Raw genomic sequence first — 15162 nt, 5'->3', positions numbered from 1 at the left:
GCCTGCTGGTCTTTTTTATGTATGTAACAAAATCACTCGGTTTGATATCGTATTATTTAGCTCGTGACAATAGCTTTCTTTCGTGTTTTTCTGCTAGTCTGTCTTCAATCGCTTTCATCGCTTCTGGATTGCTCATCAGCTCACGTTTGTTTTCTTTCACTAAGTCAGCAAACGTCATTTTTCTCGCTTTTCTCATAGACGGCACACCTCCTTCCCAAGTCCTATTATGAGCATTTTAACCTAAAACGCAAGGATTTATACGGAATTTTCAAATAATTTTAATAAAAAATTTACATATGCAAACACAAGAGACCAGTATATATACTGATCTCTTGTGTTGCTATAGACAATTATGCGTTAATATTTTGTAATTTTCCGCGAAGTACCATTTGTAAAATACCACCGTGACGGTAGTAATCTACCTCTACATCTGAATCAAAGCGAGCAAGTGCTTGGAATTCTTTCTTGTTGCCTTCCGCATCTGTAGCTGTAACAGTAACGATATCACGAGGTTTCACATCATCTGTTAAATTAACTTCGATCACTTCTTTACCTGTTAAGCCTAGAGTTTCCGCATTTTCGCCTGCTTTAAATTGAAGTGGTAGCACACCCATCATCACTAAGTTTGAACGGTGAATACGCTCATAGCTTTCTGCGATGACTGTTTTTACGCCAAGAAGGTTCGTACCTTTCGCCGCCCAGTCACGAGAAGATCCCATTCCGTAGTCTTTACCAGCTAAAACAGCAAGACCTGTACCATCTGCTTGATACTTCATGCACGCATCATAAATTGGCATGATCTCATCAGTAGGCCAGTACGTAGTGAATCCACCTTCTGTACCAGGTGCCACTTGGTTACGAATACGGATGTTGGCAAATGTACCACGCATCATCACTTCATGGTTTCCACGACGAGAACCATAAGAGTTAAAGTCACGAGGTTCTACACCTTTTGAGCGTAAGTATTTACCAGCAGGTGTATCTTTACCAATTGCCCCCGCAGGAGAAATATGGTCTGTTGTGACGGAATCACCGAATTTACCCATTACACGCAAACCTGTAAGTGGTTGGATTTTTTCAGGTACAGCAGACAATCCTTCAAAGAATGGAGGATTTTGAATATATGTGGAATCATCATTCCAGCTATATAAAGCTTCATTGCTTGTTTGAATTTTGTTCCAGCTTGGGTTGCTGTCGAATACACGCTCATACTCTTTACGGAATACTTCAGGAGTAACCGCACGTTGAACAACTTCTTTCACTGCTGATGTTTCAGGCCAGATATCTTTAAAGAAGACATCATTGCCCTCTTTATCTTTGCCAATCGGATCTTTAGCAAAGTCGATATTCACTGTACCAGCTAATGCGTAAGCAACAACTAATGGCGGAGAAGCCAAGTAGTTCGCTTTTACTAGTGGATGAATACGTCCTTCAAAGTTACGGTTACCTGAAAGAACAGATGTTACTAGAAGATCTGAATCAGAAATCGCTTTTTCGATTTCGTCTTTCAACGGACCTGAGTTACCGATACATGTCGTACAGCCGTAACCAACTAGGTTGAATCCGATTTTCTCCATGTATCCTAATAGTCCAGCATCACGTAAATAGCCAGTTACAACTTTAGAACCAGGAGCTAAAGACGTTTTTACATATTTAGGCACTTCAAGACCTAATTCAACAGCTTTTTTCGCTACTAAACCAGCAGCAAGTAATACGTAAGGATTTGAGGTATTTGTACAAGATGTGATCGCCGCAATTGCCACCGCACCTGTTTTCATTTCCACTTCTTCACCGTCAGCAAACTTCACTGCTGCTTGTTTATCCAATTCATCTGCAGATAATCCGAAACCGTGGTTGCCAGCTGGACCACTTACAGCTTCTTGGAATGCCTTTTGCATACCGGATAGTGGGATTAAATCTTGTGGACGTTTCGGGCCAGATAAGTTCGGCTCAATTTCAGCAAGGTTTAATTCGACAACATCTGTGTAAACAGGCTCTTCATTATCAGCTGTGAAGAACATACCATTTTCTTTCAAATATTGCTCTACAACTTTAATATGACTTTCTTCGCGACCTGTTAGACGCATATAACTTAATGATTCAGAGTCAATTGGGAAGAAACCACAAGTTGCTCCGTATTCTGGTGCCATGTTGGCGATTGTCGCACGGTCAGCTAATGGAAGCTGAGAAACACCAGGGCCGAAGAATTCAACGAATTTACCAACTACGCCTTTTTGACGAAGCACTTGAGTCACTTTAAGCGCTAAGTCTGTCGCAGTTGCTCCGTTTGGAAGCTCCCCGATTAATTTCACTCCGATGACTTCAGGAATTGGGAAATATGAAGGCTGACCAAGCATACCTGCTTCCGCTTCAATTCCACCAACACCCCAACCAAGAACACCGATTCCGTTGATCATTGTTGTATGAGAGTCTGTTCCTACTAACGTATCTGGATACGCTTCAAATTCACCGTTCGCTGTTTCTACCGCATGGACAACGTTCGCTAAATACTCAAGGTTGACTTGATGAACGATACCCGTTGCTGGTGGAACCGCACGATAGTTATCAAATGCTTTTTGAGCCCAGCTTAAAAATTCGTAACGCTCGGCATTACGCTCAAACTCAAGCTCCATGTTTTTATCTAATGCTTCAGGTGTACCATAAGTATCAACTTGAACGGAGTGATCAATAACTAAATCCACGCCGATTTCTGGGTTAATGACGTCTGGATTGCCACCCATGTCGGCCATTGCTTTACGTAAAGAAGCAAGGTCAACAACAACTGGAACACCAGTGAAATCTTGTAAGATTACGCGTGAAGGCTTGAATGGCACTTCTGCTTCTTGCACATCGGCAGAGCCCCAGTTTGCTAAATTTTTAACGTGCTCATCTTTAATTACATAGCCATCATGTTGGCGAAGTACTGATTCTAAAAGGACTTTCACTGAATAAGGCAGGCGAGAAACTTTCGCCACACCAGCTTCTTCTAAAGCAGCTAAGCGATAGTAGTTGTAACGCTTTCCTTCAAGCTCAAAACTAGAACGGGCATTGAACACATCATTTTTTGTCATCCCGATTCCCCCTCTTTTCTCAAATATGTAGACAATGGTAGAAAAGTTTAGCGTAAAGTCAAAACTTTTCACACAATTTCATCATAATACAATCATTTACATAAGTAAATAACAAGAATTGAATCAGAATTGATAAGTTTTACTTATATCAAATTAAAGGAAACAGTGATATTTCTTATCAGTCTGTCGATTACTCCAAAAATTGAAAAGGAAGAATCGCTTGATCACACACTGCACAAACCGCTGCTATTTTCTCTCCAGTCCACTCCGCACGAAGCAATGATTGACAAGTGTTACACTTGGCGTCAACCGCTGACAAATAAGCTTGCAGCATCTGTTTAGAAAGAAACTCTCCGTGTTCACACTGACTGCACTCAACCCTAATATATTTCTTCTTCGTCGTTCGAAGCGTCCATTTATTTGAACAGATAGAACAACGAGTATATAGATCGATATACTCATTTAATGATTGTTCTTTCGCTAACATAAATGACCGTTCTTTTGTTGATCGGAATAAATTTTTTAACTCCGAACGATTATTTTTCATACTAAAAACTTTTAAAAAATGCTGAATAAAGGATTGACATTGTAAACGGATATTGGGTGTCTGTTCTTTCCTTAGGGGAGCCCCTAGCCAAAAAATGTTGGAGTCAATGATCATGAAAGGGAAAGGAACGGCTTCTGCAACTAGCTCTACATTGGAAAAGGGTACTTTTTTTAGCTTGCACATTATTTTTATGGAACATTTGGATTGTTGCTTCTTAATGACGCTCCAAAACTGTTTATCCGGTTTGGACTTCGGTGGCAATCCAATAACAATCGATCTTTTTGCCTTCAGCATATCTTTTAGCCAAAGGGCATCCTCGTTATTTAATGCCTGCGTAATGACTTCATGTCGCTTATTAAACAATTGCTCGGGCTGACACGGTTGTTTTGTCGCTTTAAGGTAGTGAATGAGTCTTCTTAACTTTTCATGAGGAGCCATCGTTTTTTGAAAAAAGGCTTGATTGGCTAATAAAATAAATTTCCCTTTCGCTCGCGTCATCGCCACATTCATTAATCTCTCACTCTCTTCTCCTCTAAGCAATCCTCCTGAAATGAGCTGGGGAGGAGCATCTACCGCATCAAAAATAATCATTTCCCGTTCAGAGCCTTGAAATTTATGAACAGTAGCAGCTGTGAATGATTGATCGGCCCATTCCTCACTAAAGAGCTCTGCTAAACAAGCATTCATTAATTGAGTTTGTATACGATAAGGGGAAATAAATCCAATCGTTTGAATTCCTGAGGCCTTAGCTTCTGCAAATAGTTGAAGGGCGATGAATAACGAGGTGAGATTGTATTTCGATGTAGAATACTCTTCTTTTAAAGCCGTTGGCCATGAGCGACTCGTATCAACAAAAGCGATCGATTCTCCTGGAAATGGCGCTTTCAAGGTGATCGATTGTCTTTCTATTTCTAAGGAAGGAGCATCTTTAACTTTCCCATTATAAAACTCTTTATTCGTAAAGGCTGAAATATCAGGATGCATGCGCCGTTGAACGTTCAACATAAATAAATGGGGATGCCCTTGGCTAGAAGTCGAGCTTTTTTCAATGCCGGAATGATAAAAAATATCGTGCCTTAACCACTTACGCACGAGTGGATGCGAGCTTACGGCAATGGGAGGTAGCTGTTTAAAATCTCCACAAACAACGGTATGTTGTCCAAGCGTAGCAGCAAAGGCAAGCTGCGGTGTAAACGCCATACTCGCTTCATCGATAATGACGAGGTCGAAGTCATTTTCATAAATAAACGGATCAATCGCTGCTTTAGACAACGTCACACCAATCACAGCAGCTCTCTCAATCGTTTGTTCACGCTTTTCCTGCCACTCTTTGATCGCTTGCTTCTGATCTCTTTCGCCGGTTTCATTGTGACGCATTCGGTTGCTCATTTTTTGCTGTACATATTGTCCATACAAAGTAGGGTGTCGCTCTTCTACTAATTTATCTGGAAGCATTTCATTTAATTCAGTGGCTTGCGATGCACTTGTATGGCTATAACGAATAATATCTCCTGCATGCCATTTATTTCTACTTTTCAAAAAATGCATCAGCTCGATTAAAACGACATCCACAGCGGCGTTGCTATGTGAAACAATGAGCACTTTCTTTTTATTCACATAATGTCTAGCGGCAATTCTTGCTAGTGTGAACGTTTTTCCAGTACCAGGTGGGCCCCATATGTAAGTAACAGGGTTATACTGCGCCCGTAAAGCCGCTTCATGGACCGAGTTCTTCACCTTTTCTTTCGGATGCTGATCAGGCATTGATGGGTGAAGCAGTTGTTTCATACGAGAAACACCCTTTACAGTTTCACTTGCTTCCTGTAAGCGGTCAGATAGCCTCTGTAACAATTCCCATGGCTCACTAAATAACTCTGCCTCTTCAATGTTGTCAGTGAGAAAGGCTTGTAATTCGATCGTGATTTCCTTCCCGTAACAAGCAATGACGGTTCCTTTTATTTGTTCATTGGCCGTTTCTATTCGAACCGGCACTCCTTCTGGCAATCGCATATCTAACAGACTTTTAAAGTGATAAATTGCCTTGTCTGAAGAACTTTCGATGCACTCTCCCTCCATTAAGGGAATACCTCTTCCCCCTTGTTTTTTTAATTCTTTTATCTCTAGTGATAGGGCATCGCCCCATTCCTCTACTACCTTTTGAAAATTCATGTTGTCACTCCAGTACTAATACTTAACGTAAATAATAACTTTCAATTTCTTCTTTAATGGCTACTGCTCGTTTTCCTAAGCCCGCTTCTACAGCCGCGATATAGCTACCTTCAATTAGCGGAGCATCTACAAGATACACATTGGAAACGCCACTAAGTTCTACCGCTAGCTCGCCGTTCATTTTTGCTGAACCGAGGTCATAAAACATTAAAACCCCTGCTTCACTGTTTGCCTCCGCAATCGCCTGTTGTATTTTCTCTAAGCTTGTGCCAATTCTTCCATCCTCTGTTCCGCCCGCGCAAGCAACGACGACCTCTTTTTCTACTTGTCGAATCAATTCATATAAACCATCTACAATTTGCTTGCTATGTGAAATTAACACAATGCCTACTTTGCTCATATCGCTTGCTCCTTTAACACATCAGTCAACGCCATCAAAAGATAGTAAGAGGAAGTCGCTCCTGCATCTAGATGACCGATCGACTTCTCTTTATAGTAAGCGGCTCTTCCTTTTGTGGCCTGCATCGTCTTTGTTTTGTTTTTCGCTTCGGTTAATACATCAGACCACTCTTCCACGTTCCAATCTGTTTGAGCTGACAAGTAACGAGCAAACGGGGCCCAGACATCAATCAATGTCTTTTCATTTTCGGTCGATTTTCCCCGATGCTGTAAGGCCTTGACCGCTTCATTGACTGCTTGCTGAAACAGGGAAAAGGGAATCACTTTTTCATCTGCCATCGCTGTAGCCATTTTTAATAGGGCAGACGCGTATAACGGACCAGCCGCTCCGCCAATTTTCGATAAAAGCACCATCGCTACATCCTTTAATACCGCTCCAGGTGTTTCGTATGTTCGGCTATCCACCTGCTCAATAGCTGCTCGAAAACCGCGTGCCATATTAATTCCATGATCGCCATCACCGATCATTTGATCAAGATCTGTTAAATACTCGTGATTTTCTTGAATCGCATCATTTGCTTGTTTCATCCACAAAATAACCGAGTCTGTTGTTAATGTCATCCTAGGCCCCCCTTCCCTTTAGCATTTAAATGCTGGCGCATCACTAGACGCTAGTAACAATTCCTTTAATTCCTTGTCTAACTGAAATAAAGTAAGTGAACAACCGGCCATTTCCAGTGATGTCATATATTCACCGACAAAGGTCTTTACGATTTGAAACCCCTTATCTGTCAGCAATTGCTGAACGGTGCGATTCACGATATAAAGCTCCATCATCGGCGTCGCTCCAAGCCCATTGATCATCACCGCTAGCTCCTCCCCCGCTTGAAAGACCTTTTCCTGTAACACAGCTTCCACTAACGCTTCAGCAATCTCCGCAGCGGATTTTAATGGCTCTTGTTCTAAACCAGGCTCTCCATGAATGCCCATTCCTAGCTCCATTTCATTGTCACTGATCGAAAAGCTCGGTTTCCCACTCATCGGAATCACACAAGGAGATAATGCCATGCCCATCGAGCGAATCCGTTCAATCACTCGCTCGCAAGCCTGTTTAATATCCGAAAGAGAAGCTCCTCGTTCAGCGAGAGCACCGGCAATCTTATGTACAAATACCGTTCCAGCGACCCCTCTTCGTCCCGTCGTAAAAAGACTATCCTCTACTGCGACATCATCATTCACAATCACTGTTTCTACTGAAATACCTTCCATTTCAGCTAGTTCAGCAGCCATCTCAAAATTCATCACATCGCCGCTATAGTTTTTAATAATTAATAACACGCCCGCCCCTGTGTCAACCGCTTTCATAGCTGCTAAAATTTGATCTGGAGCAGGAGAAGTGAACACTTCACCTGCTACTGCCGCATCCAACATACCTTCGCCTACATAGCCAGCATGAGCCGGTTCGTGTCCGCTTCCCCCACCACTAATAATGGCTACCTTCCCTCTTTTCAAATGTTTGCGCTTAATGACAGACCAATCAGCCAAAAGCTCAACCTCATCAGGATAGGCTACAGCAAACCCTTCTAACATCTCTTTTACTGCATGTTCCGGGTTATTTATCATCTTTTTCACTCGTCTTTTCCCCTTTTAATCTGATCATTGATTTCATCAACTTCAATTACACCTTATTTGACCTTTTCTATTTTAATTAAAGGATCTTGCTGCGGTTTAAATAAAGTATCCTTAAACAAAAGATACGAAAGTAGAATAATAACTGACATGATCGAAACAATGAGGATTTCTTTCTTAAAATTCCGATCATGCTTCTCTCGTAATTTTTCCCTATACTTGATTTGCACCTTTTTCTTTTTAAAATCTAGTTTCACAGGAACCCCTCCAAAACTTGACTCAGTCATTTTCAAAAATGAAATTAATTTTGTTCTCCTCGCTCTTATATTCAAGAGCTGCCTGAAATGTTTTATCCCCTTTTTTGAAGCCTTTGATGACGCTTGTTTTGCCGCCTTCTAAGAGCTTCTTGGCGTTCGCTTGTGAAATCGTTTTGCCAAGGATCTTTTTCGAAAGGGTGAAATCGCATTTCGTTTTGGCGTAATTGCCACACCCGTAAAAAGTGCTCTTATCAACGACTTGTCCTCCGCATTTCGGACATTTCCCTACCGGCTTCCCGACAGATCGCTTGCTAGTTTTTCGCTGAATCGAGCTTGTATCGAACTCTTCGAATGTCCAATTGTCGGAAGTTTCAATAGCATCAGAAATGATTTTCGCTGTTAGCTTTTTCGTCTGCTCCATAAAAACAGCAGGAGAGGCTTGTCCTTCGCCAATTTCCGCTAATCGCTGTTCCCACTTCGCTGTCATTTCTGGAGATGCTAAAATTTTATCACCGATTGCTTTAATTAGCACTTTTCCTTTATCGGTTGCATACACTTGATTTTTGTTGACATCGATATATTTTCTATCCTTCAGCATCGTAATAATACCTGCTCGTGTCGCTTCCGTTCCAAGACCTTCTGTTTTTTTGAGTACTTTTTCTAGCTCATCATTCTCTAAATACTTGCCTGCTGTTTTCATTAATGTAATTAATTGACCTTCTGTGTAACGCTTTGGCGGTTGCGTTTTTCCTTCCTTCACTGTTACTTCTTCTACAATTCCTGATTCTCCTTCAACAAGAGGCGGCAAAATCACGTCCTTGTCCTCATCCTTTTGAAAGATCACTTTACGATACCCTTCTTGAATTTGCTGTTTCCCTTTTGAGATAAAATCCGCTCGCCCGTCTACTTTCGTTTGCACTGTCGTATAGTCAAAAATCGCTGGATCGTAATGAGCCGCAATTAAGCGCCGCACAATTAAATCATAAATATTTCTTTCATCTGCCGACAGCTTATCGGGGTCTTTCACCTGCTCCGTCGGAATAATCGCATAGTGATCAGATACCTTTTCTTCATTGACAAATCGTTTATTAGAAGCAATCGAAGCATGAGGTGTTGGGAAAAACTGCTCATATGCTGAAAACGTAGCGAGCTTCTTTAATATTTCTGGAAACGTATCTGCTTCCCCTTGAGTAACATAAGTAGAATCTGAACGAGGATAAGAAATGATTCCCTTTTGATACAGTGATTGAGCAAGATCAAGCGTTTTTTTAGGAGAATACTTATAGGCTTTGTTAGCGGTCGCTTGAAGGGAGGAAAGATTGAATAGAAGCGGGGGCTGAAACACTTTTCTTTCTTTCTTTAATTCTGTTACTTCCGCGCGTTTACCTTGACAAAAAGCAGCAATCTTTTGAGCAAGCTCCTGTTGATTTAAGCGAGACTCGCCATCTTTTTCCCACTTGCCTTCGTATCGCTTTCCATCGATATTAAATTGAGCGATCACTTCCCAAAATGGTTCTGAACGAAACTTCTCAATTTCATGTTCACGTTTCACGATCAAGGCAAGGGTAGGAGTTTGCACTCTACCTGCCGAGAAGACATCATTGATTCCATGCTTTTTCAATAAAATACTATAAGCTCTCGATGCGTTCATACCAACGAGCCAATCCGCACAAGCTCTTGTGTAAGCTTCAAAGTATAAATTCTTCGTATTTTCTCCATCCAATAAGTGTTCAAAACCTGTTTCAATTGCTTTTTTCGTTAACGAAGAAATCCACAATCGTTTCATCGGCTTATTAACTCCACTTAAATGAATAATGTTGCGAATAATTAATTCCCCTTCACGTCCAGCATCACCGGCATGAATAATTTCGGTAACTTCCGGACTTCTCAACAGCTTCTTCACAAGGTTGAACTGTTTAAATTTGGACTTAGCGATTTCGTATTGAAATTTCTCTGGAATGATCGGCAAAGTATCCAGTGCCCACTTTTTCCAAGATGCTTCATACGTTTCTGGTGGACAAAGCTGAGTTAAATGACCAATAGCCCAAGTGACATACGCTCCTTTAGGAAATAGCTGGTTCGGTTCAATCTCTAAATAACCGTCTCTCTTCTTCACTTGAAATGGTGAAGCGAGCGTACGGCCTTGGTCTGGCTTCTCCGCAATGATAATCTTCATTCTACCTCTCCCTATCGTTGCATGTATTACTTAAAACAGTATAACACCGTTCTCATTGAGCGGTGTTATACTACAGCAATCTTTTATAAAGCTTTACAATTGACATAACAACAAGAATGATACATCATACTATTTTATCATTTTCTCATAAGAAAAGGGACGTATTGTCTCACGTCCCTTTCTCGTTCTATTGATTTAAATATCCATTTTCCCGTGCATGCGCTTCATCCTGCATTTCTTCACGAAAAGCTGCAATGCTGTTTTCGCGACGTTGATTTTTCGCTTCAATAGCTGCGCGCTCTTCCCCTTCGACATTCATCATCGTTTCTTTCGCTCTTTCAATATTTCCTTCTGTGTTTTCGATCATATCCTGTAGCTTTTCCACATTATCAGCACGATCATCTGGCTTTGGTTGATTTGGCATATGATACTCCTCCTTATCATCATTCGAACAACATTTATCCTCCCCTTTTTCTAAAAAAATAATCATAAGAAATTTGGTGGAAAATGTTGAACGATTCCAAGGAATCAAACCGGATATATATGTTATCATTTTTTATACAACAACTATCGGGAGGGGAAGATATGGTCATGAAAGAATTAATTTATCAATTTATTTTACTAAAGAAACGTCAACCGGCTCATGCGAACGAATTGCTGGACTTTATCCAAACAAATTATTTAAATGGAGATTTAACTATAAAAGAATATAAAAGGCTTTTTTATGAACTCGATCAACGTCAAGCTCAAAAACCGATTTATTATATGGACCAATATAGCTTCGTCATCCAACCCCAAGCTCAATAAAAACCACTTTCCAATCATCTTGACTCGGTAAAAATAAAACACACGCAAAGAGAGTGGTTCTCTTTCACGTGTGTTTTTGTATTATTTAATCTCCCAAATTGAGTCCATTTGTATTCCAGAGTCCTTCAGCATATTATATACGGGGCACCTTCTTTCAACTTCTTGCCTCAGCTCTTCCACCCGCTCAATGCTTTCTTCAGTTGTTAATTGAACACGATAGCGAACTCTTTGAAAATGTGGAGACACATCCAGAACTCCCATCAGACCTCTTACATCTAACACGCCGCTGTTCTCAAATTCCATTCCACTATATTGAAAATTCTTTTCTTTTGAAATAATCGAAATCATAAAGGATGCGCAACCTGTTAATGCCGCAAGCACATATTCCATTGGGTTTGCTCCTTGATTCGTCCCGCCTAAACTTTCAGATTCATCCATAATAATCGGTGCAAAGTCTCTAATATCAACAGATGTCTTCATTCCTTCATTCCAAACACCTTTCGTTGTCAACTTTACTAGTGATTTCACATCAGTCATTTTTCTTCACTCCTCATATTATAATTCCGATAGTTAAACTTTGTTTTATAGGAATAAACATATAACAAGCGAACTATAATGTAAAGTGTTTTCAGAAAATTCAATAAAAATATTTCCAATACAAAAAAACGATCCGACACAAAGGGATCGTTTTTTTGCATGGATCGACCATGCGACGCTGGTTTATTTTTTTTCTGTTTCGTCTCGGTTCGGACGAGGCTTCCCCCACCAAAATTCATGACGACGTCTCATCATTTCTTCACGTTCTGCCTCTGTCATTTCCCTTCTTTTTTCTGGTTGCTTTTCATTATCCATGAGCAGAAACTCCTTTCCCATAATGGTTGACACCATATTTTATGCACACCATTAAGAAAAGTTCCTCTTCTTACCGTTTCGCTGCCCGATAACCAGCTGCTTCTGCCGCTTCTTTTGTACAAAACATTTCTTCCGCTTTCGTTGCCTTATAGGACTGACCACCAGGCACGTGATAAATCTTCTCGCCTGAACTTGAGATATTCCCCTTTATTTCACATTCAGCATTCGATTCCGTAGGCTCTGATTGAGAATCGGTATTGTATCCTCGATCGGTCACATAATCCTCTATTGACCAAATGCCCTTTCTTTGCTGCTGAGCTTCTGTTTGAACCTTTTCAAAGCGATCTACATATTTCGTATTAGGCGGAAAAATCGCTACTCGAGCTAATCCTTCAGCAATTAATTGTTCATTCACTAATTGTCCATCTAACCAAACATAAGCAAGCATTCTTCCATATCGATCACGTTCCTGAACATCCACTTCTAATTCTACTTCTTTGCTCGTTAATAACTCTTTTGTATAAGCTGATGCTTCAGGTCCAAACGGCTGAACACCTAAACGAGGATGCTTCGTCTCCGGCGTATCCACAAGAATCATCCGCACACGTTCTGTAGTATTATCCGGTAACAAAACATCCATCGTATCGCCATCCACTACATAAGACACCGTCCCCTTCACTTTCTCATGTTCAGCAGACGACTCTCCCGTATGACTATTGTTTTCACTATTAACTGTCTGTTCTTTCTTTGCATCGTGGCTTTCTTCTTCAACTGAACAACCACCGAGCAAAAGAATCCCCGTCATCAATAAACTAATTTTTATTTTCAACCACATATATTTGTTTCCTTTTATTGTTTATTCGATTTATATTCTTGTAAATAATACATGACATCATCCACATATTTATCGCTATGGTTATAGGAAAAAATCGCCTTTTCCAATTCTCCCTCTGCCGCTCCATGCTTCTGCAAATAGTAAGCAGCACTAAAGATCGCATCTTCTATATCAAAGGGATCAGCAACCCCGTCTCCATTGGCATCCACCCCATAACCGCCATATTTCCCAATGACTTCAGGGTTCGTTTTGTCTTTTTCAGGAATATCTCCTTTTCCAAGACCTGAGCAAGTTGGATGCTCCCAACCGACAAATGAGCATGGCATAAATTGAAGATGGCCCTCTGCTCCTGCCGGAGAAATTAACGTGTCCATTTGAGAAAATTTCGTTTCGACACGATGATGCGCAGCGAGAAGCTCCCATGGTACACCATACTCTTTTTCTGCTGCTTTATATATTGGAATAAACTCCTCTGGAATAGAAGTATTTGAAATCACCTTCCATTGAGATTGATCTTGAATGATAAACATATAGAGAGCAAAACCGAATAACGGAATCAAAAATAATGCTCGTTTCACTGATTTTTTTAACCTTCTTCTAGCCATATTAATCTCCTCGAGTATAAAAAATAGGTTCGAATCTATATTAGATAAGCTTGCTCAAAACTGCAAGTAAAACTAGTTCCTATCACTAAAAGAACCACCTTTTGTTTGAAAAGGTGGTCCGACTATTGTATTATTTTTTAGTCGTTTTCTGAGGTCTTAACATTTTTAATAATTGTCTTCTTTCTATCGATAAAGATCTATATAAAGACAACATCATTAAAATTATAATAAAAGAAAATGGGAGTGCCGCGATAATTAATGCATTTTGTAGCGCTTGCAATCCGCCGCTATACAATAAAACAATAGCGATCAGCGATTGAGCGATTCCCCAAGTTAATTTGACACGATTCGGTGGCATTAACGAGCCATAAGTTGTTTGCATTCCTAACACAAACGTCGCAGAATCCGCAGAGGTAATAAAGAACGTACTGATTAAAATAATCGCAATGATTGATAGTACAGACGACCAAGGAAACTCATTAAAGACTGCGAACAAAACTGTCTCGGTTGCATTGTTCGTTAAATCCACTGCCCCCGACATTTGCAAGTCCATCGCCGATACACCGAACACAGAAAACCATAGAAAGCTTACGATAGCTGGCATTAAAAGCGTACCGATTAAAAACTCCCGTATCGTTCGCCCTTTCGAAACTCGAGCAATAAAGATCCCGACAAAAGGAGACCATGAAAGAAACCATGCCCAATAGAAAATCGTCCAGCTGTTGATCCAAGAGCGATGTTCATCATTTAACGGAGCAATTTGAAAGCTCATTGTAATTAAGTTTTGAAAATATGATCCAATCGTATCTGTAAACATATTAAAGATCAATAACGTCGGTCCAATAATGAGCATTAGCCCGAGCAATACAACAGCAAGAACCATATTTGTATTACTTAAAATTTTAATTCCTTTACCTAATCCGCTCATCGCTGATATAATAAATAAAATTGTCGCAACAACAATGATGATTAACTGAACATTAAAGTTAATTGGAATACCAAGTAAATAAGAAAGGCCTCCATTAATTTGCGCTGCTCCAAACCCGAGTGTTGTCGCAACCCCTACAAGGGTAGCAAATACGGCAATGACGTCGATAAAAGTACCTAATGGCCCTCTAGCTGCACGCCCTAAAATAGGGGTTAATGTCGCACTAATTAACCCTGGTTCGCCTTTTCTGAATTTATAATAAGCCAATACTAACGCCACGAGAGCGTAAATAGCCCAAGCATGAATGCCCCAATGAAAGAACGAATACCTCATGGCGTCCTTTAAAGCTGCATTCGAACCCGCTTCTGCTAAAGGGGGGCTTTTCGCAAAGTGACTCAATGGTTCAGCAGCACCCCAGAATACTAAACCTATTCCCATACCTGCACTAAATAGCATAGCAAACCATGTCGGTGTAGAATATTCCGGCTTCTCATCAGGTTTGCCTAATTTGATCGCTCCTACTGGACTAAATATTAACAATAAACAAAACAGAACGATCACAGAGACTAAAATTAAATAATACCATCCAAATGTTGATGTAAAAAATGATTGAAGATTAGCTGTTACTGTTTCAAATGACTCTGGTGCAACGACACCAAAGATGACAGCTACTAAAACAAGTGCAGCTGCATACCAAAATACGTTAGAAATTCTCCTCACAAAATTCTCCTCTCTAGTTGAATTGCTAATTAGTGCACATGGGAATGGGTAGTATCAACTTGCACTGGGAGTGATTAGGAAGCTCTATATAACCCTAACAAATATCTACCCCACAATCAAGGAATTGAAACTCCATACTTTTATTTCACTCAAAAACCTCCGTTTTT

Annotated in this window: 15 protein-coding genes; 1 reads left to right on the top strand and 14 read right to left on the bottom strand. The window is 40.4% G+C overall.

The window, feature by feature from the left end; genetic code table 11:
• Positions 1-52 precede the first annotated feature (52 nt).
• From ACSVDJ_RS07750 to tlp, 9 genes are all read right to left on the bottom strand, one after another.
• Positions 53-196 carry an FbpB family small basic protein gene (locus tag ACSVDJ_RS07750; RefSeq protein ID WP_439170935.1) on the bottom strand — a complete coding sequence of 48 codons (144 nt, stop codon included), beginning with the start codon at positions 194-196 and terminating at the stop codon, positions 53-55.
• A 154-nt stretch (positions 197-350) separates the two neighbouring features.
• Positions 351-3071: an aconitate hydratase AcnA gene (acnA, locus tag ACSVDJ_RS07745; protein ID WP_439170934.1), complete on the bottom strand. Its 2721-nt coding sequence runs from the start codon at positions 3069-3071 to the stop codon at positions 351-353.
• Positions 3072-3261: 190 nt separating this feature from the next.
• Positions 3262-5787, bottom strand: a complete 2526-nt coding sequence (locus ACSVDJ_RS07740; protein ID WP_439170933.1) for an AAA domain-containing protein — start codon at positions 5785-5787, stop codon at positions 3262-3264.
• Between the two features lie 22 nt (positions 5788-5809).
• Complete coding sequence (gene dhaM, locus ACSVDJ_RS07735) at positions 5810-6187, bottom strand: dihydroxyacetone kinase phosphoryl donor subunit DhaM (RefSeq protein ID WP_439170932.1); 378 nt, start codon at positions 6185-6187, stop codon at positions 5810-5812.
• Positions 6184-6807: a dihydroxyacetone kinase subunit DhaL gene (gene dhaL / locus ACSVDJ_RS07730; protein WP_439170931.1), complete on the bottom strand. Its 624-nt coding sequence runs from the start codon at positions 6805-6807 to the stop codon at positions 6184-6186. The genes dhaM and dhaL overlap by 4 nt, the downstream gene beginning before the upstream one ends.
• Before the next feature lie 18 nt (positions 6808-6825).
• Positions 6826-7818, bottom strand: coding sequence for a dihydroxyacetone kinase subunit DhaK (gene dhaK, locus ACSVDJ_RS07725; protein ID WP_439170930.1), 993 nt, complete (start codon positions 7816-7818; stop codon positions 6826-6828).
• A gap of 53 nt (positions 7819-7871) precedes the next feature.
• Positions 7872-8072 (bottom strand): small membrane protein YnzI, encoded by a 201-nt coding sequence (gene ynzI, locus ACSVDJ_RS07720; protein WP_439170929.1) that lies wholly within the window; start codon positions 8070-8072, stop codon positions 7872-7874.
• Between the two features lie 22 nt (positions 8073-8094).
• Positions 8095-10248, bottom strand: a complete 2154-nt coding sequence (locus ACSVDJ_RS07715) for a DNA topoisomerase III (RefSeq protein ID WP_439170928.1) — start codon at positions 10246-10248, stop codon at positions 8095-8097.
• A 187-nt stretch (positions 10249-10435) separates the two neighbouring features.
• On the bottom strand, positions 10436-10672 hold the full coding sequence (gene tlp / locus ACSVDJ_RS07710) for a small acid-soluble spore protein Tlp (RefSeq protein WP_439170926.1): 237 nt from the start codon (positions 10670-10672) through the stop codon (positions 10436-10438).
• A 161-nt stretch (positions 10673-10833) separates the two neighbouring features.
• On the opposite strand from tlp, the gene yppF reads away from it, so the two are divergent.
• Entirely contained in the window at positions 10834-11055 is a 222-nt protein-coding gene (gene yppF, locus ACSVDJ_RS07705) for a YppF family protein (protein WP_439170925.1), read from the top strand.
• 81 nt (positions 11056-11136) lie between these two features.
• Here yppF and ACSVDJ_RS07700 read toward each other — a convergent pair whose 3' ends face one another.
• The 5 genes from ACSVDJ_RS07700 to ACSVDJ_RS07680 all read right to left on the bottom strand — a co-directional run bounded on the left by ACSVDJ_RS07700 (position 11137) and on the right by ACSVDJ_RS07680 (position 14995).
• Positions 11137-11592: an OsmC family protein gene (locus tag ACSVDJ_RS07700; RefSeq protein WP_439170923.1), complete on the bottom strand. Its 456-nt coding sequence runs from the start codon at positions 11590-11592 to the stop codon at positions 11137-11139.
• A 183-nt stretch (positions 11593-11775) separates the two neighbouring features.
• Positions 11776-11907: a hypothetical protein gene (locus ACSVDJ_RS07695; protein ID WP_439170922.1), complete on the bottom strand. Its 132-nt coding sequence runs from the start codon at positions 11905-11907 to the stop codon at positions 11776-11778.
• 70 nt (positions 11908-11977) lie between these two features.
• Positions 11978-12742 (bottom strand): thermonuclease family protein, encoded by a 765-nt coding sequence (locus ACSVDJ_RS07690; protein ID WP_439170921.1) that lies wholly within the window; start codon positions 12740-12742, stop codon positions 11978-11980.
• 14 nt (positions 12743-12756) lie between these two features.
• Positions 12757-13347, bottom strand: coding sequence for a lytic transglycosylase domain-containing protein (locus ACSVDJ_RS07685; protein ID WP_439170920.1), 591 nt, complete (start codon positions 13345-13347; stop codon positions 12757-12759).
• Positions 13348-13477: 130 nt separating this feature from the next.
• Entirely contained in the window at positions 13478-14995 is a 1518-nt protein-coding gene (locus tag ACSVDJ_RS07680; RefSeq protein ID WP_439170919.1) for a glycine betaine uptake BCCT transporter, read from the bottom strand.
• Positions 14996-15162 lie beyond the last annotated feature (167 nt).

The sequence above is a fragment of the Bacillus sp. Hm123 genome, assembly GCF_051842975.2.
Taxonomy (GTDB): Bacteria; Bacillota; Bacilli; order Bacillales; family Domibacillaceae; genus Bacillus_CE.
The sequence above is the reverse complement of the archived record's forward strand: the minus strand, read 5'-3'. Positions and strand labels throughout refer to the sequence as shown.

What these genes read in the sequence shown, in the direction of transcription:
- ACSVDJ_RS07750 (WP_439170935.1), bottom strand. Translation starts at nt 196, where the DNA reads ATGAGAAAAGCGAGAAAAATGACGTTTGCTGACTTAGTGAAAGAAAAC.
- acnA (WP_439170934.1), bottom strand. Translation starts at nt 3,071, where the DNA reads ATGACAAAAAATGATGTGTTCAATGCCCGTTCTAGTTTTGAGCTTGAA.
- ACSVDJ_RS07740 (WP_439170933.1), bottom strand. Translation starts at nt 5,787, where the DNA reads ATGAATTTTCAAAAGGTAGTAGAGGAATGGGGCGATGCCCTATCACTA.
- dhaM (WP_439170932.1), bottom strand. Translation starts at nt 6,187, where the DNA reads ATGAGCAAAGTAGGCATTGTGTTAATTTCACATAGCAAGCAAATTGTA.
- dhaL (WP_439170931.1), bottom strand. Translation starts at nt 6,807, where the DNA reads ATGACATTAACAACAGACTCGGTTATTTTGTGGATGAAACAAGCAAAT.
- ACSVDJ_RS07715 (WP_439170928.1), bottom strand. Translation starts at nt 10,248, where the DNA reads ATGAAGATTATCATTGCGGAGAAGCCAGACCAAGGCCGTACGCTCGCT.
- tlp (WP_439170926.1), bottom strand. Translation starts at nt 10,672, where the DNA reads ATGCCAAATCAACCAAAGCCAGATGATCGTGCTGATAATGTGGAAAAG.
- yppF (WP_439170925.1), top strand. Translation starts at nt 10,834, where the DNA reads ATGGTCATGAAAGAATTAATTTATCAATTTATTTTACTAAAGAAACGT.
- ACSVDJ_RS07700 (WP_439170923.1), bottom strand. Translation starts at nt 11,592, where the DNA reads ATGACTGATGTGAAATCACTAGTAAAGTTGACAACGAAAGGTGTTTGG.
- ACSVDJ_RS07695 (WP_439170922.1), bottom strand. Translation starts at nt 11,907, where the DNA reads ATGGATAATGAAAAGCAACCAGAAAAAAGAAGGGAAATGACAGAGGCA.
- ACSVDJ_RS07690 (WP_439170921.1), bottom strand. Translation starts at nt 12,742, where the DNA reads ATGTGGTTGAAAATAAAAATTAGTTTATTGATGACGGGGATTCTTTTG.
- ACSVDJ_RS07685 (WP_439170920.1), bottom strand. Translation starts at nt 13,347, where the DNA reads ATGGCTAGAAGAAGGTTAAAAAAATCAGTGAAACGAGCATTATTTTTG.